Origin of the sequence: Mycobacterium sp. GA-1841, assembly GCF_001954135.1 — a bacterium.
Classification (GTDB): Bacteria; Actinomycetota; Actinomycetes; order Mycobacteriales; family Mycobacteriaceae; genus Mycobacterium.
This window is the reverse complement of the sequence record NZ_MBEQ01000110.1, coordinates 39,242-64,197: the sequence shown is the minus strand read 5'-3', so window position 1 is coordinate 64,197 and position 24,956 is coordinate 39,242. Positions and strand designations below refer to the sequence as shown.

The 24,956-nt window shown below is 64.6% G+C and carries 25 protein-coding genes; 16 read left to right on the top strand and 9 right to left on the bottom strand.

All coding sequences use genetic code 11. From position 1 onward, the window contains the following. Positions 1-5: 5 nt before the first annotated feature. Entirely contained in the window at positions 6-1,202 is a 1,197-nt protein-coding gene (locus tag A5740_RS24960; protein ID WP_076198572.1) for an amidohydrolase family protein, read from the bottom strand. 103 nt (positions 1,203-1,305) lie between these two features. Here A5740_RS24960 and A5740_RS24955 point away from each other — a divergent pair, with 103 nt between their 5' ends. Together A5740_RS24955 and A5740_RS24950 are read left to right on the top strand one after the other, a co-directional pair. Further along, positions 1,306-2,409 carry an acyl-CoA dehydrogenase family protein gene (locus A5740_RS24955; protein ID WP_076198570.1) on the top strand — a complete coding sequence of 368 codons (1,104 nt, stop codon included), beginning with the start codon at positions 1,306-1,308 and terminating at the stop codon, positions 2,407-2,409. Positions 2,410-2,424: 15 nt separating this feature from the next. Continuing rightward, positions 2,425-3,324, top strand: coding sequence for a TIGR03619 family F420-dependent LLM class oxidoreductase (locus tag A5740_RS24950; protein ID WP_076198568.1), 900 nt, complete (start codon positions 2,425-2,427; stop codon positions 3,322-3,324). 10 nt (positions 3,325-3,334) lie between these two features. Here A5740_RS24950 and A5740_RS24945 read toward each other — a convergent pair whose 3' ends face one another. Then, positions 3,335-3,775, bottom strand: coding sequence for a nuclear transport factor 2 family protein (locus A5740_RS24945; protein ID WP_076198566.1), 441 nt, complete (start codon positions 3,773-3,775; stop codon positions 3,335-3,337). Between the two features lie 49 nt (positions 3,776-3,824). On the opposite strand from A5740_RS24945, the gene A5740_RS24940 reads away from it, so the two are divergent. The 3 genes from A5740_RS24940 to A5740_RS24930 are packed head-to-tail and all read left to right on the top strand — an operon-like array spanning position 3,825 to position 6,216. Further along, positions 3,825-4,487, top strand: a complete 663-nt coding sequence (locus tag A5740_RS24940; protein ID WP_076198564.1) for a cysteine hydrolase — start codon at positions 3,825-3,827, stop codon at positions 4,485-4,487. A gap of 59 nt (positions 4,488-4,546) precedes the next feature. Continuing rightward, on the top strand, positions 4,547-5,746 hold the full coding sequence (locus A5740_RS24935) for an amidohydrolase family protein (RefSeq protein WP_076198562.1): 1,200 nt from the start codon (positions 4,547-4,549) through the stop codon (positions 5,744-5,746). Further along, positions 5,743-6,216 carry a MaoC family dehydratase gene (locus tag A5740_RS24930; protein ID WP_076198560.1) on the top strand — a complete coding sequence of 158 codons (474 nt, stop codon included), beginning with the start codon at positions 5,743-5,745 and terminating at the stop codon, positions 6,214-6,216. The genes A5740_RS24935 and A5740_RS24930 overlap by 4 nt, the downstream gene beginning before the upstream one ends. Before the next feature lie 7 nt (positions 6,217-6,223). Here A5740_RS24930 and A5740_RS24925 read toward each other — a convergent pair whose 3' ends face one another. Both A5740_RS24925 and A5740_RS24920 read right to left on the bottom strand, forming a co-directional pair. Next, positions 6,224-8,617 (bottom strand): CaiB/BaiF CoA transferase family protein, encoded by a 2,394-nt coding sequence (locus A5740_RS24925; RefSeq protein WP_371454805.1) that lies wholly within the window; start codon positions 8,615-8,617, stop codon positions 6,224-6,226. After that, entirely contained in the window at positions 8,614-10,074 is a 1,461-nt protein-coding gene (locus tag A5740_RS24920) for an aldehyde dehydrogenase family protein (RefSeq protein WP_076198556.1), read from the bottom strand. The genes A5740_RS24925 and A5740_RS24920 overlap by 4 nt, the downstream gene beginning before the upstream one ends. Positions 10,075-10,302: 228 nt before the next feature. Between A5740_RS24920 and A5740_RS24915 the strand changes: the two genes are divergently transcribed. The 9 genes from A5740_RS24915 (at position 10,303) to A5740_RS24875 (ending at position 17,701) form a co-directional block, all read left to right on the top strand. Further along, positions 10,303-11,526, top strand: a complete 1,224-nt coding sequence (locus A5740_RS24915; protein WP_371454804.1) for a cytochrome P450 — start codon at positions 10,303-10,305, stop codon at positions 11,524-11,526. Beyond that, complete coding sequence (locus A5740_RS24910) at positions 11,526-12,707, top strand: acyl-CoA dehydrogenase family protein (RefSeq protein ID WP_076198554.1); 1,182 nt, start codon at positions 11,526-11,528, stop codon at positions 12,705-12,707. Before A5740_RS24915 ends, A5740_RS24910 begins: the two co-directional genes overlap by 1 nt. Positions 12,708-12,725: 18 nt before the next feature. After that, positions 12,726-13,274 carry a MaoC family dehydratase N-terminal domain-containing protein gene (locus A5740_RS24905; protein WP_076198552.1) on the top strand — a complete coding sequence of 183 codons (549 nt, stop codon included), beginning with the start codon at positions 12,726-12,728 and terminating at the stop codon, positions 13,272-13,274. A 2-nt stretch (positions 13,275-13,276) separates the two neighbouring features. Further along, complete coding sequence (locus A5740_RS24900; protein WP_076198550.1) at positions 13,277-13,699, top strand: Zn-ribbon domain-containing OB-fold protein; 423 nt, start codon at positions 13,277-13,279, stop codon at positions 13,697-13,699. A 7-nt stretch (positions 13,700-13,706) separates the two neighbouring features. After that, positions 13,707-14,825 carry an acyl-CoA dehydrogenase family protein gene (locus A5740_RS24895; RefSeq protein WP_076198548.1) on the top strand — a complete coding sequence of 373 codons (1,119 nt, stop codon included), beginning with the start codon at positions 13,707-13,709 and terminating at the stop codon, positions 14,823-14,825. Beyond that, positions 14,822-15,274: a MaoC family dehydratase gene (locus A5740_RS24890; protein WP_076198546.1), complete on the top strand. Its 453-nt coding sequence runs from the start codon at positions 14,822-14,824 to the stop codon at positions 15,272-15,274. Before A5740_RS24895 ends, A5740_RS24890 begins: the two co-directional genes overlap by 4 nt. After that, positions 15,271-16,437 (top strand): lipid-transfer protein, encoded by a 1,167-nt coding sequence (locus tag A5740_RS24885; RefSeq protein ID WP_076198544.1) that lies wholly within the window; start codon positions 15,271-15,273, stop codon positions 16,435-16,437. Before A5740_RS24890 ends, A5740_RS24885 begins: the two co-directional genes overlap by 4 nt. A gap of 11 nt (positions 16,438-16,448) precedes the next feature. Further along, positions 16,449-17,045, top strand: a complete 597-nt coding sequence (locus tag A5740_RS24880; RefSeq protein ID WP_076198542.1) for a TetR/AcrR family transcriptional regulator — start codon at positions 16,449-16,451, stop codon at positions 17,043-17,045. Between the two features lie 98 nt (positions 17,046-17,143). Continuing rightward, positions 17,144-17,701: a hypothetical protein gene (locus A5740_RS24875; RefSeq protein WP_083654410.1), complete on the top strand. Its 558-nt coding sequence runs from the start codon at positions 17,144-17,146 to the stop codon at positions 17,699-17,701. Between the two features lie 6 nt (positions 17,702-17,707). Here A5740_RS24875 and A5740_RS24870 read toward each other — a convergent pair whose 3' ends face one another. Both A5740_RS24870 and A5740_RS24865 read right to left on the bottom strand, forming a co-directional pair. Then, on the bottom strand, positions 17,708-18,940 hold the full coding sequence (locus A5740_RS24870; RefSeq protein WP_076198540.1) for a cytochrome P450: 1,233 nt from the start codon (positions 18,938-18,940) through the stop codon (positions 17,708-17,710). Beyond that, on the bottom strand, positions 18,937-20,157 hold the full coding sequence (locus tag A5740_RS24865; RefSeq protein WP_076198833.1) for a CaiB/BaiF CoA-transferase family protein: 1,221 nt from the start codon (positions 20,155-20,157) through the stop codon (positions 18,937-18,939). Before A5740_RS24865 ends, A5740_RS24870 begins: the two co-directional genes overlap by 4 nt. Positions 20,158-20,247: 90 nt before the next feature. Between A5740_RS24865 and A5740_RS24860 the strand changes: the two genes are divergently transcribed. Continuing rightward, positions 20,248-21,861, top strand: coding sequence for a class I adenylate-forming enzyme family protein (locus A5740_RS24860; RefSeq protein ID WP_076198538.1), 1,614 nt, complete (start codon positions 20,248-20,250; stop codon positions 21,859-21,861). A 25-nt stretch (positions 21,862-21,886) separates the two neighbouring features. On the opposite strand, the gene A5740_RS24855 is transcribed toward A5740_RS24860, so the two are convergent. The 3 genes from A5740_RS24855 to A5740_RS24845 form a co-directional block, all read right to left on the bottom strand. Then, on the bottom strand, positions 21,887-22,219 hold the full coding sequence (locus tag A5740_RS24855) for a hypothetical protein (RefSeq protein WP_254849338.1): 333 nt from the start codon (positions 22,217-22,219) through the stop codon (positions 21,887-21,889). Between the two features lie 74 nt (positions 22,220-22,293). Then, complete coding sequence (locus A5740_RS24850; protein WP_371454803.1) at positions 22,294-22,962, bottom strand: hypothetical protein; 669 nt, start codon at positions 22,960-22,962, stop codon at positions 22,294-22,296. A gap of 364 nt (positions 22,963-23,326) precedes the next feature. Beyond that, complete coding sequence (locus A5740_RS24845) at positions 23,327-24,037, bottom strand: alpha/beta fold hydrolase (RefSeq protein WP_254849331.1); 711 nt, start codon at positions 24,035-24,037, stop codon at positions 23,327-23,329. Between the two features lie 152 nt (positions 24,038-24,189). On the opposite strand from A5740_RS24845, the gene A5740_RS24840 reads away from it, so the two are divergent. Beyond that, entirely contained in the window at positions 24,190-24,948 is a 759-nt protein-coding gene (locus A5740_RS24840; protein WP_076198534.1) for an SDR family oxidoreductase, read from the top strand. Positions 24,949-24,956 lie beyond the last annotated feature (8 nt).

The following is a 24,956-nucleotide window of genomic DNA, read 5'->3' as shown; positions in this document are numbered from 1 at the left end:
ACCGTTCAGCTCCGAGCGAGCAGCGCATCGGCGTTGTCCCGCATGATGCGCCTCTTGGCGGCGTCGTCGAGCGGGTCGAGGAGCTTGACGAAGTCGGCGGGCTCGGCGAGGCCTTCGGCGTGCGGATAATCCGACCCCATCAGCAGGCCCTCGTCGTAGCCGAGCCGGTCCACGATCGTGGGGATATCGTCCTCGGGATAGGGCACGACGCCGACGTGGCGGCGGAATATCTCCGAGGGGCGCTCGGTGAGTTTGCCGCCGATCCACGGCCCGTTGCGGCCCATGCCGCGGCTCTTGTCCATGTGGATCACGAACTGCGGCACCCATTCCGCGCCGTGCTCGGCCACCAGCACGTTCAGGCCGGGGAACCGGCCGAAGAGGTTGTCGAACACCAACGCCGACAAGGTGTCCTCGATGGGGCGCTGCCCGTAGATGTTCATCCACTGCCATGCCGACATGTGCCACGCAGCGGGGTCCGGGTTGTGTCCCCACGCCGGCGAGATGGCGTTGAAGTACCAGAACGGCTGGATGTGGAAGACCAGTGTGCAACCGGCCTCTTGCAGGCGGGCGTAGATCGGGTCGAAGTACGGATCGCCGGGCGAGCGTCCGTGCGCCGGACCCGTCGGAAGCAGGACCAGTTTCGCCCCCTGGGCGATGATCGCCTCGGTCTCGGCGATGGACGACTCCAGGTCACGCAGTGACAGCAGCGCGGTCGCGTAGATCGTGTCCTGATAGTTGAAACCCCAGGTGTCGTCGAACCAGCGGTTGAAGGATCTCAGGTTCGCATAGAGCGCCGCGGTGTCGTCGACATAGTGTTCGGCCGCCAGCGCCATACCCGCCGGGAAGATCACCGCACGCTCGACATTCTGCTCGGCCATTACCTTCAGCCGTGCATCGCGCTCCAGCCACTCCGGCTGCATGGGCTGCGGCTCATACGTTTCGTCCGGATTGCCCGAGCCCATCTGCTTGAGCATCTCCTTGAGCGAGCCCGGCCGGTAGGCCAGGTCGAAGCCCAGCCCCGCCTCACTGTTGAACGTTGCGATCCGGTGCCCGGCGAGGATGACCTCCTTGCCGTCGACACCCCGTACCGGCGCGATGGCCCGGTCGTGAAATTCCTTGGGCAGATATCGGGTAAACGCGTCGCGCGTCTCGTAGCAGTGCGTATCGCAGTCGAAGATCCCATAGTCGAGTTTCGCCGTCACCGCGTAGCTCCCTTCGATGAGAATGATTATTCTCCGTTTTCAGAAAAGATACTATCCTTATCCGGCAATGCCCGTATCTGGGTACCTCACAGTTAGGGAGACGATGACCTCAGCGGCCGACGAACTCCGGCAGGCCGTCCGCGAATTCCTGGCCGCCACAACCCCCAGTGAGGTGGTCAGGCGACTGATGGACACCGAAGCGGGCTACGACAAGGCGGCCTGGCTGCGGATGGCGTCCGAACTCGGTCTGCACGGCATCGCGGTTCCCGAGCAGTTGGGTGGCGCCGGGGCGACTACCGCCGAACTTGCCGTGGTGTTCGAGGAGATGGGTGCAGCTCTGATGTCTGCACCGTTCTTCGCCACCGTGGCCCTCGCCATTCCGGCCATCCTGACCAGCGGCGACGAACAGGCCGCCGAGGATCTCATCCCGAGCCTGGCCGACGGCACCGACACCGCGACGCTGGTCCTCAACAACCGGCTCGGGCCGTGGGACCCGACCGCGGTCGCACTGACCGCGCACGACGTGGACGGGATACCTACCATTCACGGTTCGGCGCCGATGGTTCTCGACGGCCATACCGCAGCCATCGTGCTCGTCGCGGCCCGCGACGGCGCCGGTACGTCGCTGTTCGCGGTCGCCGGCGACGCCGAGGGCCTGACCCGCACCCCACTGGCCGGGCTCGATCGCACCCGCAAGATCGCCCGCCTCGATTTCGACGGCACACCAGCCAGGCTCATCGGTCGTCCAGGAGCGGCAGCGCCCGGGCTGGCCCTGACGTCGGACATCGCAACTGTGTTGTTGGCCGCCGAGCAGGGCGGCGGCGCCGCCCGCTGCCTGGACGTCGCCGTCGGATATGCGAAGGCCCGCATCCAGTTCGGACGCCCGATCGGCAGCTTCCAAGCGGTCAAACACCGCTGTGCCGACATGTTGGTCGAGGTGGAGGGCGCCCGCTCGGCGGTGGTGCACGCGGCGGCGACGGCCTCCGACGAGTTGGCGATCGCGGCGTCAGTGGCCAAACTGGCAGCCTCCGAAGCTTTCACCCACGCGGCGTTCGACAACATGCGCATCCATGGCGGGCTCGGCTTCACCTGGGAACACGATGCCCACCTCTATGTGCGCCGTGCCAAGGCCAGTTCGCTCATGTTCGGCGACCCCGATCACCACGCATTACGACTGGCCGACCTCATCACTCTGACATCTGCCTGACTGGAGGAACGACTCTTGACCGTCTCTTTTTCCCTGGAACTGCCCACCCAGCGCGTCGATGCCCCGGACGAATTCGTCACCGCGGCAGCCATCGCCGATATCGCACGCTGCGCCGAGGCTGCCGGGTATGCCGCGGTGCACGTCACCGACCATCCGGCTCCGGATGCCAAATGGCTAGACCACGGCGGACATCACGCGCTCGATCCGTTCGTCGCGTTGTCCTTCGCGGCCGCCTCCACCGACACACTGCGACTGCTCACCAACGTCTACATCGCCGCCTACCGCAATCCGTTTCTCGGCGCGAAATCCATCCAGAGCCTGCAGGCACTGTCCGGCGGTCGGCTCATCATCGGCACGGCAGCCGGCTATCTCAAGCCCGAGTTCCGGGCGCTCGGGGTGGAGTTCGACGACCGTGGCGCCTTGTTGGACGAGGCGCTGGACGTCCTGGACAAAGCGCTCAGTGGCAACGACATCGCCTACGCCGGTTCGACATTCGCCGCACGCGGCGTGCGGTTACGTCCCATCGTGACACCTCCACCGGTGTGGGTCGGCGGCAACAGCAAACCCGCCGTACGACGTGCGGTCAGCCGCGGCCAGGGCTGGGCACCATTCAACACCTTCGGCTACGCCACCGCTTCCCGGACCGCGGAGATCTCGACGGTCGAGGAGCTGGAGTCGGCCGTCGCCTGGGCGCGGGGCTACGCCGATGAGATCGGCCGCACCGAACCACTGGATATCTGCTTCTCGGCGGGCAGCATGCTCGATGAGACGCGTTCAACCGATGAACGCCATGCCCTGATCGAGCGGCTGACCATCGCCGGCGTCACCTGGCTTCCCGTGGCGCCCAATGGCGATGACCGCGACGGTTACATAGAACGGGCGCAGGCGTTCGCCAAGGAGTTCATCGGCGGCTGACTGCCGCTCGTCAGGATCGCATCAGACTGCCGGGCGCGAAGGCGTCCACCGTGATTCGGCGGTACGCGAACAGCCAACGTCCCTCTTCGGGAACCAGTTGGTCGCGGTACCGGCCCCAGTGGTCCAGCCCGATATCGGTGTACACCGCGAAATAGCTGCTGACCTCGGCTCGCTCGGCGCTGACGGCTCCGAACCTGATGCTGGAGACGTGATGGCGCACGAACGTCGGCTTGGCGCGCGTCGCATCCTGTGGTCCAGCCATCGCGGCACCGAGTCCGGCCTCGATCGCGCCGGGACCGGTGAGCGGATCATCGCCCCCGGTGAACTCCAGAATTCCGTCCGAGGCGAAACACGCAGCCAGTGCCCGCAAGTCGAACCGGTCGGTCGCGGCGGTGTAGTCCGCCAACAGCTGTCGCGCGGCCTCCCGGACCGATAGCTCCCACTCGTACATTGAATCTCCTCTGGAAATTGCCCTGGCACAGACGATAACGTCTGTTCTCATGCCTCGCCCCAACCTTAGCGACCTCATCTCGCCACGCACGACAGCCGTTGTCACCCAGGAGTGTCAGGGCGGCGTGATAGGCCCGCAGGCCGGGCTGCCGATGCTGGCCCACGAAGCAGAGCGTCAGGCGATCCCCAACATCGTCAAGTTGTTGCCTGCGGCGCGGGCAGCCGGAGTCACCGTCGTACACTGCCTGATCCAGCGCCGCCCCGACGGCCGCGGCTCCAATTCCAATGCGCGTCTGTTCGCCGCAGGCAAGTCCTTCGACGCCGACCTGAGCCCGGGTAGCCCCGGAGCATCCCTGCTGCCCGGGTTGGGCCCTGACGAGTCCGACCTGGTACTCACCCGAACCCACGGCGCCGGCCCGATGACGGGCACCGACCTCGATTCCGTGCTACGGAACATGGGCATCACAACCATTGTCGGCGTGGGTGTTTCGGTCAACGTGGCGATCACCAACTTCGTGATGGACGCCGTGAACCGCAGCTATCAGTTCGTCCTCGCCCGCGACGCGGTAGCCGGCTACCCGCGGGAGTATGCCGACGCCATGATCGACAACACGCTGGCCCTACTGGCCACCGTCACCACCACCGACGACGTGATACGGGCCTGGGCGGACGCGCGATCCGGCGAGGATGTAGATGTTCACCCACGAGGGTGATAACGTCGTTTTCGAAACGTGTAAATGATCATTTCCATTGGTCCGAGGAGGAGTACCTCATGCCTTCCCGCTCTCTTCCGTACCCGGTGTTCGATATCGACAACCACATGTACGAGACGACGGATGCACTGCTCAAATACCTGCCGAAGCAGCACCAGGGAAAGGTGGGGTACGTCGAGGTCAACGGACGTCCCAAGCTGGTGGTCAAAGACCACATCAGCCACATGATCCCAAACCCGACGTTCGCGCGGGTGGCTCGGCCAGGTAGTGCCGAGGACTACTTCCTCGGCAACAACCCCAACGGCCTGAACTTTCGCGAGTTCGTCGGTGAGGCAATGGATGTCATTCCCGCGTATCAGTCACCGGCCCCACGGTTGGAGCTCATGGACGAGTTGGGCATCGACCAGTGCGTCATGTATCCCACCCTTGCCAGCCTCATCGAGGAGCGCACCACCGACGACGTGGTGCTGACCCACGCCATCATCCACGCGCTGAACGAGTGGATGCACGAGCACTGGACGTTCAATTATCAAGACCGGATCTTCGCCACGCCCGTCATCTGCCTCCCGCTGGTCGACGAGGCGATCAAGGAATTCCACTGGTGCCTTGAGCGCGGCATGAAGACGTTCCTGGTGCGCCCGGCACCGGTGCCGAGCCGCTTCGGCGGTTCGCGCTCGATGGGCCTGCCCGAGTTCGATCCGTTCTGGGCAGAGGTGGTCAAGGCCGATATCCCGGTGACGTTCCACGCATCCGACAGCGGCTATCAGAAGCATCTGATGGAGTGGGAGGGCGGCGACGAGTACTTGTCCTTCAAGCCCAGCGCACTTCGTGAGGTCGTGATGGGCTTCCGCGCGATGGAGGACACCCTGGCCGCCCTGATCTGCCACGGAGTTCTGTCCCGTTTCCCGGACCTGCGGGTGCTGGTCGTGGAGAACGGAAGTGGCTGGGTGAAGAATCTGCTTCGCCAGCTGGAGAAGGCGTATCGCGTGATGCCCAAAGAGTTCGACGAACACCCGGTCGAGGTGTTCAAGCGCAATGTCTACATCCACCCGTTCCTCGAGGACGACGTCAAGTCGATCGTCGACATCATGGGTGAGGATCATGTGATGTTCGGCTCCGATTTCCCGCATCCGGAAGGCATCGGTGACCCGCTCAGCTTCGTCGACCGCCTCGACGGCATCTCCGAGGAGGCCAAGGTAAAGATCATGGGCGGCAACGCGATCGAGCAGTTGCGGCTGAACAAGGTCGCCGCGGTATGACCCAGGCACCGCCTGCCCCGAAGACCTACCGGGGAGTTGCCGGTTTCGAGGCGCATGTCGGAGAGCACCTCGGCTACAGCGGATGGCACACCGTAACCCAGCAGCAGATCGATCTGTTCGCCGATGCCACCGGCGATCATCAGTGGATCCACGTCGACGCGGCTCGGGCTGCCGGCGGTCCTTACGGCCGCACCATCGCCCACGGCTACCTGACACTGTCGCTGGTGCCGATTCTGGTGAAGCAGATCTACCAGGTGACCGGCCTGTCCATGCAAGTCAACGTCGGGGTGGACAAGCTGCGGTTTCCCTCGCCGGTTCCCGTCGACTCGCGGATCAGGGCCGGCGCGGAGCTCATTGCGGTGGAGCGGGACAAAAAGGGTTCGCGGGCCACCGTGCGGGTGACGGTCGAGGTCGACGGATCTGACCGGCCAGCGTGTGTGGTGGACACCATCGCCCTGATGGTGGACTGAGCCCGACCTACGCGTCGCGGAGACGCTCGCCGATGACACCGTCGGCGCGCAGTAGATCGACCTCGTCGGCCGTCAGTCCCAGCGCTTCCAACACCGCACCGTTGTGCTGACCGAGCGTCGGCGGCGCTGCCCGGTGGTGCCGCAGGGGTCCCGGAGAAATCCGGAACGGCCAGCCTGGATACCGATGGTCACCGGTTATCGGATGATTCAGTTCCTGGTAGAACCCGCGAGCGTCCAGCTGGTCGATGTCGTACATCCGATCAGGGGTCAAGACGCGCTCGGCGGGTACTCCGCGGGCGGCGAATGCGGCGACGACGTCCCCCGCCGAGCGACCGCGCGTCCACGCCGAGACCACATCGTCGAACGCGTCATGATTGGCTCGCCGCTGCGTCGCAGTGGCCAGCCGCCCGTCGTCGGCCAGCTCCGGGCGCCCGAGGATCTCCGCCACCGCCGCCCAGTCCGCATCGTCACGGACCGACACGGCCACCCAGTCATCGGCGGTCATCGTTGGATAAACACCCTGGGCGTACTCACGGTGGCGGTTGCCGTCCCGGCCCGGCACCTGGCCGGTCAGCGAGGACTCGATGACCGGCTCGGCGGTCACCGCGGCGCCGACCTCGATCTGGGCCACCTCGATGAGTTGTCCTTCACCCGTTCGGGTTCGGTGTTCGAGTGCTGCCAGCAGCGCCACTGTGGCGTGCACGCCGGCGATCGGATCGGCCGGACCCTGTAGGTTGCACGGCGGGCCATCGGGGTACCCGGTCGCCGCCGACATCCCGGACAGCTGCTCGATGTTCAGCGCCCAGCCCACATAGTCGCGCCACGGCCCGGCCAAACCGAAACCGGGCATCCTGACCATGATCACATCGGGGTTGACCTTCACCAGCGAGTCGTAGTCCATGCCGAACTGCTCCACCACGCGGGGCGAGTAGTTCTCGACGACCACATCGGCTTCGGTGGCCATCCGCAACGCCAGTTCGCGCCCCGCCGCCGAGGAGAGATCCAGGGTGATGTCCCGCTTGTTCAGATTTGTCCCCTGCCACAGCGGACCACGCTCGTACCAGTCGTCACCCTCGCGCAGAAGCGAACCCGAATAACGGTGCCCGTCGGGCCGCTGGATCGATTCGACCTTGACCACATCGGCGCCGAAGGCACCCAGATAGCAGGTGAGGTAGGCGCCGGCCCAGAAAGTACTCAGATCGAAGACCTTCAAGCCCTCGAAAGGCCGCTCCGGGTCGGGCACCGATGCGAAGCCCGCGCGGTCGGCACGCGGCCACACCGTCGCTGACGACGGCTGCCGGGGCGCCGGGCCAGGCATCGGTACCGGCGTCCGGGATAGCCGGAAGGGCGCACCGGGACGGGTGAAGGTGCGCCCTGTCGCGCCGGCCTCGATGAAGAATCCACGATCGGCGTACTGCGGGCAGTCCAGAATGGTCTTACCGTCGGTGACGGGAGCGGCCGGTATCCGCATGGCCTGGCTCAGCTCCACGAGATCGGCGACGTTCATCGAATCCAGCCAGGGCTGGGCCTTGGCAAAGAACTCTTCGCGCTCGGGACCGCCGATCATGATGGCGATCTGATGTTCCTCGAAATCGGGCAAACCGACCATGGCACAGACGTCGAGCCAGTGTTGACCGGTAAGGCAGTTGATGCCGATCCAGCCGTCGGCGGCCTGCACGATGCCCAACATCGGTGCGCCCTTGGAATTGCCCGGCAGCCCCATCTTCATCAACCGCTCGGCCAGCAACATCGGATACGGCAGTGTCGAGAGCAGGCATTCGAACACCGACAGATCCACCTCTACGGGCCCGCCGACACCTCCGGACGCGATCCGGACAGCGGTCAGCGCACTCATGGCCGCGTAAGAACCCGCGATGTATTCGGGGATGCGCGCGCCGGCCTGTACGGGCGCACGACCAGGATCGCGATCGTTGACCCAACCTGCGGCCGCTTGCATGGTCAACGGAGTTGTCTCCCGGCCCCGCAGGGGCCCGTGCTGCCCGAAATCCGAGATTCGAACCACCGCAAGCCGTGAATTCAGGCTTCGCAGGGTGTGGACGTCCACACCCCAGCCGTCCAGGGCGCCGACGGACATGCTGTCGACGAGCACATCGGCGCCGGAAATCAGCTCGCGAGCGGCAGCGAGATCTGCGGCGACCGTCGGATCGATTGTGCTGCTTCGCTTTCCGGCATTGAGATACTCAAAGAGCCCGCCGCCGGTCCCCCATGACCGCAGCGGGTCACCGGACGGCGGTTCGAACTTGTGGACGTCGGCACCGAGATCGACCAGCAACTTGGTGCAGTACGCCGCCGCGATCTCACCACCGATCTCGACCACGCGCAGCCCCGCCAATGCTCCGTCGCTCATCACCCGTTGATTCGCTCCGCAAGCGTCGCTCATGCCGGCACCCCGATGGCCTTGGGCTCCATATAGGACCTCAACCCGAGGACCCCGCCCTCGCGCCCGATCCCGCTCTGCCCGAAACCGCCGAACGGCGCGTCACCGGGAATCGTGCCGTTGATCGAGACCTGGCCCGTCCTGATCCGCCGTGCGATCGCCATGGCCCGGTCGACATCCGATGCCCATACCGCCCCACCGAGGCCGTACTGAGAGTTGTTGGCGATGGCTACGGCTTCGTCGTCATCGCTGTAGCGCAGCACTGTCAGCACGGGACCGAAGACCTCTTCTTGAGCGATGTGCGAATCCGGCGTCACATCGGTGAGAATGGTCGGCTCGAAATAGAAACCGGTCGAGCTGTCTTTGGGTCGGCGGCCACCGGTGACGACCGTTGCGCCGTCGGATTCGGCGCGAGTGACGAATCCCTCGACCCGGTCCAGATGTTCGGCACTGATCAGCGGACCCATCGTCACCGCGGCGTCGGTCGGATCACCAATGACGACGTTGCGGGCCAGTTCGGCCAGCCGCCCGACCACGTCATCGTGCAGCGAATCGGGAAGCAGCAGACGGCTGTTGAGAATGCACGCCTGACCGGCGTGCAATGTGCAGCCCTCGAAGAGCAGCCGTTCCAGCAACTCGTCGGTGATGTCGACATCCTCGGTGAGGATGGCTGCCGACTTTCCACCGCACTCCAGCAACACCCGTTTCATGGACTGCGCGGCATTGGCCATCACCGCGCGGCCCACGGCCGAGCTTCCGGTGAAGCTGACCATGTCGACGCGGGGATCCTGAGTCAGTGCGATGCTCGCCTCGACGCCGGCCGGGGTCACCACATTCACCACACCTGGCGGGATGTCGGTCTCTTCGTGGACCAGACGTGCCAGGGCGAGAGCAGCCAGCGGGGTCAACGGGGACGGCTTGAGCACCACGGTGTTGCCGGCGGCCAGCGTCGCGCCGAGCTTCATCGCATTGAGGGTGTGCGGGAAGTTCCACGGCGTCAGGATCGATACCACGCCGAGGGGTTCGTAACGCAGCAGTGTGGTGCCGGCCGCTCCCCAGGCGTCCAACGGCGCCTCGGCCGGCTCGAGCGCCAACTCGGCGGCATGTCCGACCATGAAGGCCGGACCTTCGACGTGGATCAGCCGTTCATTTGCCGTGCAACCCCATTCGGCCTGCGCCAGCGCGAAGATCTCCTCACCGCGGGCCAACAGCGCCGCGCTCAGCTGCTGCAGGCAGCGCGCGCGCTCGGCGGGTTCCGCCTGCGACCACACGCCCGTGTCGAACGCCGTACGCGCCGCCGCGATAGCGCTCTGAACCTGAGCGACGCCGGCATCCGGCGCCGAGGCCACCACCTGCTCCGTGGCCGGGTTGACGACGTCGTAGCGGCCGGCGTCGGCGTCGACCCACTGCCCGTCGATGTAGTGCCCGTAGTCATCGATCAGCGTCTGCGGATCGGCCATGAAGTCACCTGTCCCCTCTTGACAAGCTACCGACATTCGTCGGACACGCTCCCAACACATCGTCCCACTCTGCACAGCGCAAAAACAGCCGACCGCGGCACGGAAATGCCCTGTTTATAACGTCGTTCTGCTGATTGACTCACTCATGCCGCTGCTGGTAGACAGAAGCTCAACCAGACAGATAGAGCATGTCTGTCGGATCGATCTCATGTCAAGGAAGGCCCTGAGGTGCCCACTAAGCCCGCCAGCCGGCTCGCCGGACCCACCACCGCATATCCCCTGCACTCACCGGACTTCTATGCCGGCGACCCCTATCCGGCATATCGGGAGCTGCGCGCCGGCACCCCGGTCGTCTGGAATGACGTCACCGACTTTTGGGCCCTGTGCAAATACGAGGATGTCCGGTTCGTCTCCGGCAACCCGGGTCTGTTCTCGTCGACCAAGGGCATCACCATCCCGGATCCGGCCCAACCGGAACCGGTGCAAGAGGGAAACCTGATCTTCACCGATCCGCCACGACATCGCCAGCTGCGCAAGCTGATCAACTCCGGCTTCACCCGGCGGCAGGTGTCATTGCTGGAACCCAAAGTGCGCGAGATCGTCAGGGGCATCATCGCCGAGGTCGACACCAGCCGGGAGTACGAGTTCGCCGAAGAGATCGCCGCACCACTGCCCACCCGGATGATCGCCGAAATGCTCGGCGCCCCACCGGAGGACTGGGAGCAGTTCCGCAAGTGGTCCGACGCCGCCGTGGGCACGGCCGATCCCGATATCGAGATGGACCACCTGGAAGCTCTCGGTGAACTGTACGGATACTTCACCAATCTCATCGCCGCGCGCCGCAGCGGCGAAGTCACCGGCCAGGACGACCTGCTGACCATCCTGGCCACGGCCGAGGTCGACGGCGAACAACTCTCGGACGAGGACCTGCTGAACTTTTCGTTCCTGCTGCTGGTGGCCGGTAACGAGACGACGCGCAATCTCATCGCGCTCGGCACCCAGGCACTGATCGAACATCCAGAACAATTCGCGTTGCTACGGGCGAATCCGGCGCTCCTCCCCGACGCCGTGGAGGAGATGCTGCGCTACACCAGCCCGGTCACCCACATGGCACGCCGGGCCACCCAGGATGTCGAGATCCGGGGGCAGCAGATCAAGGCCGGTGACACCGTCGTGATGCTGTACGGATCGGCCAACCGCGACGAGGAGGTGTTCGGCGCGCGCAGCGAGTCCTTCGACATCACCCGGCACCCCAATCCCCACATCGCATTCGGTGCCGGTGAACATGCCTGTCTCGGTGCACAATTGGCCCGCCTGGAGGCCAGGGTGATGTTCGAGGTGTTACTGGGGACCTACCCGTCGATAGAACTCACCGGCGACGTCACCCGGCTACGCGCCACCATGGTGCCCGGTGTCAAACGGATGCCGGTTCGACTGGGAGCGAACATCTGATGGATTTCGACTACACCCCAGAGCAGGTTGAGCTGCGCAAGGATTACCGCGAGCGCCTCGAGGCGGTCATGACCCCGGAGCGGCGCGCCGCGGTCGCGGGCCTGATGGAAGGTGGCGCCGCCATGACCGAGTGCCGGCGCGCGCTCGGCGCTGCGGGTCTGCTCGGGGTGGCGTGGCCCACCGAATACGGCGGGCACGGCCTGACCGCGTTGGAACAGTACATCTTCGGCGAAGAGGCCCGCCGGGTGAATGCGCCGCTTCCCATGATCACGCTGAACACCGTGGGACCCACCCTGATCCAGTTCGGCACCGATGAACAGAAGCAGAAGTTTCTCCCTGCCATCCTCAAGGGAGATGTGGATTTCGCCATCGGTTACTCGGAGCCCGGAGCCGGCAGCGACCTGGCCTCGCTGCGCACCACTGCGGTCCGCGACGGCGATGAGTTCGTCATCAACGGTTCCAAGATGTTCACCAGTGGCGCCGAGTTCGCCGACTACATCTGGCTGGCAGCCCGAACCGATCCGAATGTCAAGAAGCACAAGGGCATCACGTTGTTCATCGTGCCGACAGACGCCGCGGGCTTCTCGTGGAAACCGCTGCACACCATGCCCGGGGTCTCGACCTACTACACCTTCTACGACGACGTGCGCGTGCCCGCAAGCGCCATCGTGCTCGGTGAGAACGAGGGCTGGAAGCTGGTGACCAACCAGCTCAACCTGGAGCGGGCTGCGCTGGGCAACCTGGGTGCATTGGAACCGCTGTTCCAGAAGACGCTGGCCTGGGCCCGGGACACCCAACTCGACGACGGGCGCGTCATCGACCAGCCGTGGGTACAGCAGGCCCTGGCCCGGGTCGAGGCCCAGGTATCGGCCTACCGGCTGATGAATCTGCGGGTGAACACCACCTTGAGTTCCGGCGGGCTGGGCATGGGCCAGGCCTCGGCGGCCAAGGTGTTCGGTACCGAACTGACTCAGCAGGTGGCGCGCGAACTGCTCGATGTCGTCGGCCACACCGGTCTGCGCAAGGGCAACGCCACAGCGCTGCGGGGGGAACTCGAGAGCGCCTACCGGCTCGCCGTCATCAACACCTTCGGTGGCGGGGCCAACGAACTCCAGCGCGACATCATCGCCATGGCCGGTCTCGGGATGCCGCGGGCCCCCCGAGACATGCGGGCATCCTGAGAGAGAGGAAACAGGGCATTGACCGAGCAAGCGAAAGACGAGTTGCGGCAGCGCCTCGACGCACTCGTCGGCCAGCCGATCAGTTCCGGGCAACCAGTTCGCAGCCCGGACCCGGTTAATGTGCCGATGATTCGGCACTGGGCACACGCCCTCAGTGATTTCAACCCGGCCTACCTGGACGAGGAATTCGCCAGGAACTCCCGCTACGGGGCCATCGTGTCGCCGCCGGTGATGCTGCAGAGCTGGACCATGGCCCCACCCAAGCTGGAGGGTATCCATGAACGCGGCGGTGTCCCCGTCGAGCTCGGGGAGAACCCATTGCAGTTCCTGGCCGATGCCGGTTACACCGGAATCGTCGCCACCAACTCGGAATTCGAGATCGAGCGCTACCCACGTGTCGGCGACGATCTCTCTGCGGAGACGGTATTCGAAACCATCTCCGACGAAAAGAAAACCGCGATGGGTACCGGGTTCTTCGTCACCTGGATCACCACATACCGCAACCAGGACGGCGAGGTCATCGGCCGGCAGCGCTTCCGCACCCTGCGCTTCAAGAAGGACGGTTAGCAGTGGCACACCGGCTCGCTCCCTCGATCAGCCCCGACACCGAGTTTTTCTGGTCGGGTCTCAAAGACGGCGAATTGCGCATTCAGCGATGCACCGACTGCAAAGTGCTGCGTGTCCCACCTCGCCCGATGTGCGGCCAATGCCAGTCACTGAACTGGGATTACGTGGCGTCCACCGGCCACGGGACCGTATACAGCTTCGTCATGCCGCAATACCCGCCGTTGCCGTTCCTGCGGTATCCGTACGTCGTGGCACTGATCGATCTGGACGAGGGGGTCCGGATCGTCTCCAATCTCTGCGATATCGAACCGAAGGACATCGAACCCGGCCTGGCCGTCGAAGTTTTCTACGAGACCTTCGAAGCCCTGCCCAGCGGCGACGAGCTGGTGCTGCATCAGTTCCGTCCGGTAACCACGAAGGCGTGACACAACAATGGATTTCAGCTTCAACGAAGACCAGGAAACCGTCGGCAAGGTGGCTCGCCAGCTGTTCGAGCATCGCGCCACACCGGAGCACCTGAGCGAGTTGGAATCGGGTGGCACCCGACACGACGCAGGGCTGTGGAGTGAGCTGGCGGCATCCGACCTGCTCGGCATCGCACTGCCGGATTCGGTCGGCGGTAGCGGCGCCGGCTTCCTCGAACTCGGCATCCTGCTGGCCGAGGTGGGCTGGAGCGTCGCACCTGTACCGGTCTATCCGACCCTCTTACTCGGCGCGGACACCATTGCCCGGCATGGTGATTCGAACTTGCAGCAGCAATACCTCCCGGGTGTCGTGGACGGTAGCGTGATCCTCACCGCAGGTCTCATCGAGGCCGGGAACTCCAACGCCACCGTCCCGTGCCGCACGACCGCGCGGCCCGACGGCGCGACCTGGCTCATCGACGGCGTTAAGGAACTGGTGCCTGCCGCGCAGTTGGCTGACGCCATCATCGTGTCCGCGGCGGCGGCGGATGGTCCCGGACTGTTCGTGGTGGACACCGACACCCAGCACGTCGAGGTCTCGCCGGTGGATCTCACCCACGGCGAGCCCTATGCCGACGTCACCTTCACCGGCGCCCGGGCGCGGCGTCTCGGGGGCGACGGGGGTGATGGTCACGACATCGTGGCGGCACTGCACACGCGGGCGCTGGTGGGACTGTCCGCAATACAGGTCGGTGTCACCGATCGTGCACTGCGAATCGCGGCCACCTACACCAGTGAACGCGAACAGTTCGGCCGGCCGATCGGATCGTTCCAGGCCGTCCAGCAGCGGATGGCGGACGCATTCATCGACACCGAGGCGATCCGCTGGACAACGTGGCACGCAGCCTGGCTGATCGCCGAGGGCCGGCCGGCCGAACGGGAGGCGGCCATCGCCAAATTCTGGGCCGCCGAGGCGGGCGCCCGGGTTGTCGCCACCACCCAGCAGGTGCACGGCGGCATGGGCATCGACGTCACTTATCCGGTTTCCCGTTATTACTTGTGGGCCAAGAACATTGAGCTCGCGTTGGGTTCAGCCTCCGCACAACTCGCCCATCTCGGCACGGCCTATCAGGAAGGACACAAATGACCTCCACCATCGGTGGCACGACCACTCTGGCGTATGACGCCATCGACGTAGGCGCCGAGATCACTCCCCTCGTGGTGCCCGTCACCACCACCCTGATCGTCGCCGGCGCGATCGCGTCCCGCGACTACATGCCGGTCCATCACGATCGCGATTTCGCGACCGGGCAGGGATCTCCGGACATCTTCCTCAACATCCTGACCACCAACGGCCTGTGCGTGAAGTTCCTGCACGACTGGGCCGGTCCCGAGGCGATGATCAAGCGGTTGTCGATCCGGCTCGGTGTGCCGGCGTTCCCGAACGATCCGTTGCGGTTCACCGGCAGCGTCGCAGCCAAGTCCATCGCCGACGGCGAGGGACTGGTCGAAGTGTCCCTGAAGGGCGGCAACAGCCTGGGTGATCACGTCTCCGGCACCGCGGTGCTCAGTCTTCTTGAGGGCGTTCGGGAATGAGCGGCATCGGCGGAAAGGCGGCAATTGCCGGTATCGGCCAGACCGAGTTCTCAAAAGAGTCCGGCCGCACCGAGATGCAATTGGCCTGCGAGGCAGTCAAGGCCGCGATCGACGACGCGGGGCTGCGCCCGTCCGATATCGACGGCATGGTGACCTTCACCGTCGACGAGAACGAAGAGATCGAAGTCGCCCGCAATGTCGGCATCCAGAATCTGTCGTTCTTCACCAGGGTTCCGCACGGCGGCGGCGCGGCGGCGGGCACCGTGATGCAGGCGGCGATGGCCGTGGCGACGGGTGCCGCCGAAGCCGTGGTGTGCTATCGGGCCTTCAACGAGCGTTCGGGTTTCCGATTCGGTGGTGCCGGCCGCCAGCCCGGGGTCACGCCGCTGTGGATGGCGCCGTACGCTCCGTTCGGTTTCATGACGCCGGCCGCCTGGGTGTCCCTGCACGCGCAGCGCTATATGTCGACCTATGGCGTGACCAATGCCGACTTCGGCAAGATCTCGGTGATCGACCGCAAGCATGCGGCCAAAAACCCCGATGCGTGGTTCTACGGGAAGCCGATCACCATCGAGGAACATCAGCAGTCGCGCTGGATCGTCGAGCCGGTGGTGCGGCTGCTGGACTGCTGCCAGGAAAGCGATGGGGGGGTCGCGATGGTGGTGACCAGTGTGGAGCGGGCCCGTGACCTGCCGCATCCGCCGGCGGTCATCACCGCGGCCGCACAGGGCGCCGCCTATGACGGTGAGGTGATGACCAGTTACTACCGCGACGACATCACCGGGCTGCCGGAGATGGGTGTGGTCGGCAACAAGCTGTGGGGTGACTCCGGACTCAAGCCCGCCGACATCTCCACGGCCTTCCTCTACGACCATTTCACCCCGTTCGTCTTCACCCAGCTCGAGGAGCTCGGGTTCTGCGGGCGGGGCGAGGCCAAAGACTTCGTCGACGTCGACGAGCTGTCGATCGGTGGTCGCATGCCCATCAACACCAACGGCGGTCTGCTCGGCGAGGCCTACATCCACGGCATGAACGGCATCACCGAGGGAGTCCGGCAGATCCGCGGCACGTCCCACAATCAGGTGGAAGACGCCGAACATGTGCTCGTGACCTCGGGCACCGGCGTTCCCACCAGCGGACTGATCCTGGCTCCCGTCCACTAGTCTGACGCTCTATGACGCAAGCGACAGCCGCCGACACCCGAGAGATCATCATCTCGGCGGCCTTCGCCTGCTTTCGCACCCGGGGCCTCGCCAAGACCACGATCGTGGACATCGCGCGGGCGGCCGAGGTATCCCGAAGCACCGTCTACGAGTACTTCAAGGACAAGGAAACCGTTGTCGAGGCCTGCGCCGAGGCGGCCTCACAGCGTTTCTACCGCAATATGGCCAAGGCCATCGACCGCGACGGCGGCAGCACGCTGGAAGGCAAGCTGGTGCGCGCGGCGGTGTTCGTATGTCAGGCCCGCCGGGTTGTCGAACCCGAGGTCTACTTCGATGATCAGGAAGTGAACCTGATGCTGACCAAGAACGCCGCCACCCTGCTGCAGGAGTGCTCGGAGTTCTTCGCGCCGTACCTGTCCGCAGCACGGCACACCGGCGAGGTCCGTCACGACATCGACATACCATCCGCTTCGGAGTGGTTCTCGCGGATGTTGTTCTCGCTGTTCACTACTCCATCGGCACTCATCGAAAACGACGACGCGGTCGCCGAGTTCGTCAGACCCTATGCCGTTCAGGGCTTCGGCGGAGGTCGTCCCCCCAGACGGTGACACACCGACAGCGGGTACGGTGATCCACACCCATATGAAAATGATTATTCTCAACTATGAGATCGACTACTATCAATCCCACACAGCGAGGGGCGATCATGACGGTGGTAACGGCCAAGTCCGACGCGAGCAGAATGCAATCCGAGCGCGGCTACGCCACCCCGCACAGCCTGTTGGTATTTGCCAGCAGTTCGGCCGATGCCGCCGAGTTCGCCGGCGGGCTCATCTTCGATCGCGTCGGAGCAGGATGGGAAGTGAAGATCCATCTCGTCTCGGACACCCCCAAAGACGAACGCACGATGCGCATCCTCGGTATCAAGAACCGCATGCACTCGGCCCGCTTCGATCCGGCTGATTGGCCCGACTCGATACTGATCGGCGCGGACGTCTACGGCACCCAACCCGACATACGCCGCATCTTGAACGCGGCCTCACGCCGGCCGCACACCGAGGTCGCGATGTGGGGTGGCAAATGGCCTGGCAACCTCGAGTCAGGCACCGGCATGGTCGAACACCGGCTGAGTATCGCAGCACGCGCCTTCAAGGTGTACGCCGTTGCATCCGCGGGCCTCGACCGATCCGTCGGTCCTGCTGAGCAATTCCTCAGTGGCCAGTGTCGCGTCCGCACCACGGAGCCGCTGCTGCCACCCGCCTGACCCCGATCAGCCCAGCCGTCGGACGGGAACGTTCGCCCAGCCGCAGACATTCGACATCGCCACTCGACGGAGTCCGTCGCGATCCACTTCGTAGTCGGGGAGCACATCGAGCAATGCGTCCAGAGCGATCCGACTCTCCATCCGCGCCAGTGCCGCACCGAGGCAGCTATGCACGCCGTACCCGAATGCGAGGTTGAAGCCCATCTTGCGCTCGCGGTCGATGTCGAGCCGGTCCGGGTCTCCGAACATGCGCTCGTCCCTGGTCGCGGCCGCGGTGAGCAGCAGCACCACACTGTCCCGAGGGATCGTGGTCCCGTGCAACGTCACATCGCGCGTCGCGGTGCGTACCTGGTACTGCGACGGAGCTTCATAGCGCAGCAGTTCTTCGATAGCTGCCGGTATCTTGCTGCGGTCAGCGCGTAGCGCCTGCCACTGTTCGGGGAAATCCGCGAACGCCACGATGGCGTTGCCGACGAGCTTGGTGACGGTCTCCGCGCCGGCACCACCGAGCAGTGTTGCGAATCCCGCGATATCGACGTCGGTCAGCTTCTCGACCACACCGTCACGTTCGATCTCGGTCTCGATGAGCCGGCTGATCATGTCGTCGCGCGGGTCCGCGCGGCGCTGTTGGATCAGCTTGTAGTAGTACACACCGGTGTTCATCGAAGCTTCGAGCCCCTCTGGCGGAACGATGATTTCGCCGATGCGCCGTTCCAGCAACAGGTCCAGCCACCGCCGGATCTGTTCGCGATCCTCCTCGGGTACCCCGAGCATGGTGGTGATCACCTCATTGGGGAACAACGCGGAGAAGTCGGCAACCACATCGAACGACCGCGGATCGAGCGCGTCGATGCGCTCGGAAATCTTCTCGTGCACCATGTCTTCCAACGAAGCGATCGCCCGCGGAGTGAACACGTTGCTGACCAGCTTGCGCATCTTCTGATGTTCGGGTGGATCCATCGAGATGATCACTTTGGGCGGTGGGATCGCACCGTCGTAAGCCTTGACCGCGTCAAGCGTGGCGCCCTTGGCTGACGAGAAGGTCTCATGGTCCCTGGTGGCCGGCGCCACGTCCTCATATCGGCTCAGCGCCCAGAAGTCCCACTTCTCGTTGTAGTACACCGGGGCCTCGTCGCGCAGCCGCCGAAAGCTCTCGTAGGCCCCGTTGAAGAATTCCGCGGAGAATGGGTCGAACTCCACAGCGGCCTGGGCGGTGGTCGACGTGCGTGGTGCGTTCACAGGATAGCTCCGGATTCCTTGTACTTCTCGATCGTTTCCCACGCCAGGCCTGCGTCGAGGAGCACCTCTTCGGTATGTTGGCCGTGCTCGGGCGCTCCTGGTGGCACCACCGCCTGTTCGTCGAACTGCACCGGGTTGGTCGGCAGCGCGAAGGGTATGCCGTTCATTGTCGCGGTCTCTGCCACGTAGCCGTTGGCGGTCACAGCAGGGTCCGTGCACAGCTCGCCCGGTGTCTGCACGATGCCCCACGCGCCAGACAGACTGGCCAGCGCCTCGCGCCATTCGGCAAGCGTCCGTTGCGCAAAGGCCTCATCGAGAAGCTGGATCAGCTGAACCCGATTCTCGTAACGTGACCCAGGGTCGGCGAACCTGCGGTCGGCGATCAACTCCGGCAGCCCGATCGCGTGCATCGCCTCCGGGTAGAACTTGTCGAGTTGCAGCATCATCAGCTGCACATACCGGTCATCATTGGTGCGGTACGTCCCGACCAGTGGATTCGGCGCATCGGCATGGCCAAACTTCGGAATCGACGTGCCGCCATGAATCTGGCTTACCGCCACATCCGGACTGAGATTCCATGCAGCCAAGGCCAACAATGACACATCCACCACCGTCCCCTCCCCCGTCGTCGCCTTCCGGTAGAGCGCGGCGGCGATCCCGCCCGCGATCGTCATCCCGCCGAGCAGATCTCCGAAAGCGGGGCGCGAGCGCACCAGATCGTCACCATCTTCGGTGAGCATGGTGGCGATGCCGCCGCGAGCCCAGTAGGACACCCCGTCGTACCCCGGTTTGTCCGCATCCGGCCCCTTCGGACCGTGGCCGGACCCTCGCACGTACACGATCCCTGGGTTGGCGGACCGGATGTCATCCACGTCGATGCCGAGCTTCTTCCGCCGCGCGGGCAGGTAACTGGTCAGGAATACGTCACACGTCTTCGCGAGTTCGCGGACCACCTCCTGCCCGCCCGAGGTGCTCAGATCGACCCCGATCGACTTTTTGCCCCGGTTCGGAATTTCGATCATGTAATTGACCGAACCCCCGCCCTGATCGACGATGCCCATCGTCACGAGACCGCGCTGGGGATCACCACCGTCACGCGGTTCGACCTTGATGATCTCGGCTCCCCATTCAGCCAGAACAGCACCGGCCGACGGCACGAACGTCCACGCCGCGACCTCCAACACCCGTACCCCGTCAAGCACCTTGCGAGTGGAAATCGTGTCCTCCCATGATCGTGGTGCCTTCAGAGTAGCCAATATCAACCCGATGGAGAACACTCATTCTCATATTCGGTATCGTCGATACTCATGCCGCTCCCACCGATCACCCCGACCGTCCCCGCACTGGTGCGATCCTCGGCCGCCCGGTTTGGGGACAAGCCGTATCTGATCGCCGAGGACAGCGTCCTCACCTACCGTGATCTCGACTTGCGGTCCGCGGAACTGGCCATGAACCTCGTTTCGATGGGCTTGGGCAAGGGGGACCACGTCGGGCTGCTCATGCCCAACAGCGTCGAGTGGGCGATAACCTGGTTCGCGGTGACACGTATCGGCGCAGTCGCGGTGCCGCTGAACACCTTTCACAAGGCCGCCGAGCTTGCCTGGACGGTACGCCACGCCGATCTCCGCGCCGTACTGGCCTGGTCGAGATTTCGCAACCAGAATTTTGTCGAGCTCCTCGAGGAAGCACTGCCAGGACTTGACGACCAGGAGAATCCGGACCGAATCGCAGTCCGGGCGGCGCCCTACCTGCGCAGGGTCGCAGTATGGGGCGACGCCGACCGGCCCTGGGCCACCGCCCTGACCGACGAGACAGCATCGAACGGACTAGATACCGACCTCCTGGCCGACATCGAAGCATGTGTCACCCCGGCCGATGACGCGATGATCATCTACACCTCTGGCAGCACCGGCGACCCCAAGGCTCCGGTGCACACGCACGGGGTTTTGATTCGCCAGTCGTACAACCTGACGTTCACCTATGGGGTGACCGGTGACGAGGTGATGTTCACCTCGATGCCGTTCTTCTGGGTGGGGGGGCTCATCACCGGATTACACGCGGTTGCCCACCACGGCGCCACCCTGGTCACCCAACCCGCATTCGACGCCGGCGAGGCGCTCGAACTCATCGAACGCCACCGTGCCACCATCACATTGGGCTGGCCACAGCAGGGCAAGACACTGGCCGAACACCCCGACTTCGGAAAGCGGGATCTGAGCTCGATCCGACGCACCAGCATGCCCGCGATGGTCGATCCGCAACGGCGGCCCCAGGGACCCAACGCCCTCGGCATGACCGAACTGTGCGGCAGCCACATCGGCGTGGACCCATACATTTCGCAACCGCCCGAGCGCGCTCAGACCGGCGGCTGGCCGATGGAAGGCCTCGAGCACCTGATCGTCGACCCCGACACAAATACGCCACTGCCAGGCGGCTTCCGCGGTGAGATCTGGGTTCGCGGATACTCGCTGATGCAGCGCCTTTACAAGCGCGAACGGGAGGATGTCTTCACCCCGGACGGCTACTACCGCACCGGAGACAGCGGGGTCCGATTCCACGACGGCTGGATCGCATACGCGGGACGACTCGGAGATCTGATCAAGACCGGCGGCGGCACCAATGTCACTCCGTCGGAGGTGGAACTGGCGCTAGCTGGTTGCGACGGAGTCTTGGAAGCCTACGTCGTCGGCGCAGAGGACGCTGATCACGGAACCGTCGTCGCCGCGGCCGTGGTGCCCCACGGATCCGCTGTGCTCGACGCACAGGAACTGCGCGTCCAGCTTCGGGATCGGCTGTCCGCGTACAAGGTTCCGAAGTTCATCTGGGTCACCGACAAGGGAGCACTGCCGTTCACCGCAACCGGGAAAGTGAGGAAATCCGATCTGGCGCTCAAGTTGAAGGAGTTGCTGGCGCAACGTTAAGCGGCACCAGCCCGCCGTCTGATCGTCAGTTGCCCTCGCGTGCCTCGTGGATACGGACCAACTCCCGGAAGCCGAGGCTGGGATATAGCGGGACCGGTTGTACGCCCCACTCGTCCCGAGCCGTCTGCTGTCCCGCCGCCTCGGGCCGTCCCCCGAAAGGCGGACCACTCAACGGATAGGGTTGGCGGCACTCCAAGGTGTCGTCTGAATACCGGACCTTCAACAGCTCACTACAGATCTCGGTGAGCGACAGCGTGGGCCACCCGTACCACAGAGCCAACGCCGGGACCGTGAGAGCCCCTTCGATCACCAGTCCGAAAAGACAGAAGAAGAGGCCTCGTTTGAGCCACCGATGCATGCGGGCGAAGGCCGGCGGTGTGCCGAGTGGCGGTTCGTTTGCCTGAGCGGATTCCTCTGACACTGTCCTGACTTTCAGTCGGTGAAGATCTCGCGATTGACGGTGTGGAGATACGGAATCGCGAGAAACGGTGTGATGTAGAAGATGTTGTAGAGCCACCATCCGATGACCGGGATGGCCGTGCCTGCATAGCGGACGTCCGCATACATCGTCATGTTCAGGATGTAGCCCAGCCAGGCGATGACGCCGAACCAGCACGTGACGACCATCCACTGATGACCCCACCGCTTCATTCGGAGGAATCCGATTGCGGCCGCGATGCGCATCGGGAATACCACCACGATGCACACGATGATCCAGGCCCTCTCCCCTGGGGCCCCCGCCCCACCGATCCAGAGCTCGTTGTAGTGCCAGAAGTAGCCGCCGTCCATGAGGTTGCCCCATGCGGTGAAAATCGTTCTGGTGATCAGAGCGTGGTTGGCGAAAACATCTAGACCCCAACCGATACTGTTGATCGCGGCATCGAGGATGATCACGTAGCCGATGAGGGTGACCATCATCGGCCGGACCGACAATCCCGCCCTCTCCGCGCGCCGGAACAGCACCACGCCCCGGCAGAAAATCGGCAGACCGATCGGGCCGAGCACCAATGTGCCCATCAAGACAGTGCCGACGATCAACCAACGGTCCGCCTGGCGTTGAGCCGCGCGGCTGGCATCGTCATGCTGTTGCAGCGTCTGCACGGATACCTACCAATCCCTGACTACGAGCATGTGCAACTGGATGGCGAACATCGACAGCAATGCCGCGTAGATGACGATTTGGAACACGATGAGCGCGCGGCGACGACGCCGGTCCTGTTCGTTCATCAGGATCAGAAGGTCCCGATATTCGCGAGTAGCCAGTACCAGAACGCGACAATGCCGATCATCGCGGCCCACGCGAAGGCCAGCCGGACGAGCTCTTGCAACATTCGAATCCCCTTCGGCCCCAGAACCAATAATTCTCATATTTGAGAATCTGCATTCTCCCGAATATGGTCGAATGCGCCCAAGATGTCAATGGCCGTGAGCGAGCGTGCTGGTACCGCACCTTCGAAGCAATCTCCTACTCGGCGGCAAGGTCTGCGAGCAGCTCGGCCAATTCGGCCGGCCGCGCGAAGAACGGCGAGTGCCCGCCGTCGAGCTCGACGAGTTGCGCGCCGATGCGGACCGCATTGCGCCGCGCCCATGATGCTCCGACCGCCCGGTCATCGCGGAGCAAAATGTATGTGGACGGCGTGTCCGGCCATTCCGCGAGCGGACTGGGCTCCAAGAACACCGTGAATGACTGGGAGCGCATCTGCGCAAAGGCCGAACGCGCAATGTCTTGCGGGCAATCGTGATAGAAACCAGCGCGGACCGATTCCCAGGTCATACCAAAGGGTCCCGAACCGCCGGCTTCAGGTTCGGGAAAGATCACCGCATCGGGATTTTCCGCGATCTGCTCTGCGAATGTCACGCCGGGCACCGGCAGCAATCCACCGACAAAGACCATGCGGCGCATCGGCCGCAGCGCGGCGAGCACCGGCAACGCCAACCCAGATACCGAGTGTGCGACCACGATGACATCGGCAACGCCGTCAGCATCGGTCGTCGCACTGTCGATGGCCGCGGCCGCGACTCGGGCCCACTCCCGGGCCCCGGCGGCATCGTCGTCCACAGGCAAATCGGGTGCCACCGACCGATGGCCGAGCCGCTCCAATTCCTCGCGCACCAGATCCCAGCACGAACCTCTGTGCATCCCACCGTGCAGCAGAGCGAACATCAATTGCGCCACCGCCTCTTCATGGCAACGGACCTGCTTCAGACAACATGGGCGAGAATAGCAATTCTCATATGCGAGAATACCTCGAAACCGTCTCGCAGGCTCCGAGCGCGCTCAGTGCCGCACCGTCCGGTCCACCACCGACTCGAAAGGCCGAGAACGACATGAGTGACCGACATTCCGACCTCTCGGGTACCCGGATGCTGGTCGTGGGAGCGTCATCGGGGATCGGACGCGCACTCGCCCGCGCCGCTCACGCCCGGGGTGCCACTGTCGCGCTGGCCGCGCGGCGCGTCGATCTGCTCGACGAACTGGCCGCTGAACTGGGCGGTACCGCACACGAACTCGACGTTTCCGACCCGGGGGCGATCAAGCAGGTCGTCGACCAGGTGGCGGTCCGGTTGGGTCGCCTCGATGCGGTTGTGTTCACCAGCGCAGTGGTACCGTTCGCGTTGATCGAGGACACCGACGTCACCACCTGGCTGCATGCCTACGCGGTCAACGCCGTCGGTGCATCTCACCTGTTGCGTTCGGCACTCCCTCACCTCGCCGACGATGCCGTCACGCTCATCGCATCGAGCCACGACGTGGGACGTCCGCGCGCCGGGGTGGCCGCGTATCACGCCAGCAAGGCGGCGCTCGACGAGATCCTGCGTTCCTGGCGTGCCGAGCATCCCGAACTGCCGGTCATCCGGGTGAGCGTGGGGCCCACCGAGGGCACCGAGATACTGCGCGGGGCCGACCGCGATCTGCTGGCCGACCTCTACCGCGCCTGGGCACAGGAAGGTCAGATACCCGCTCGGATGTCGGCTGTGGAGGACGTCGCCAATGCGATGTTGTCGCTCGTCGCCGTCAGCCGGGCCAATCCTTCGGTGGTCAGCGAAATCGTCCACCTCGCACCGCGAGTTCCGAGAAGTCGATAGGCAGGGGA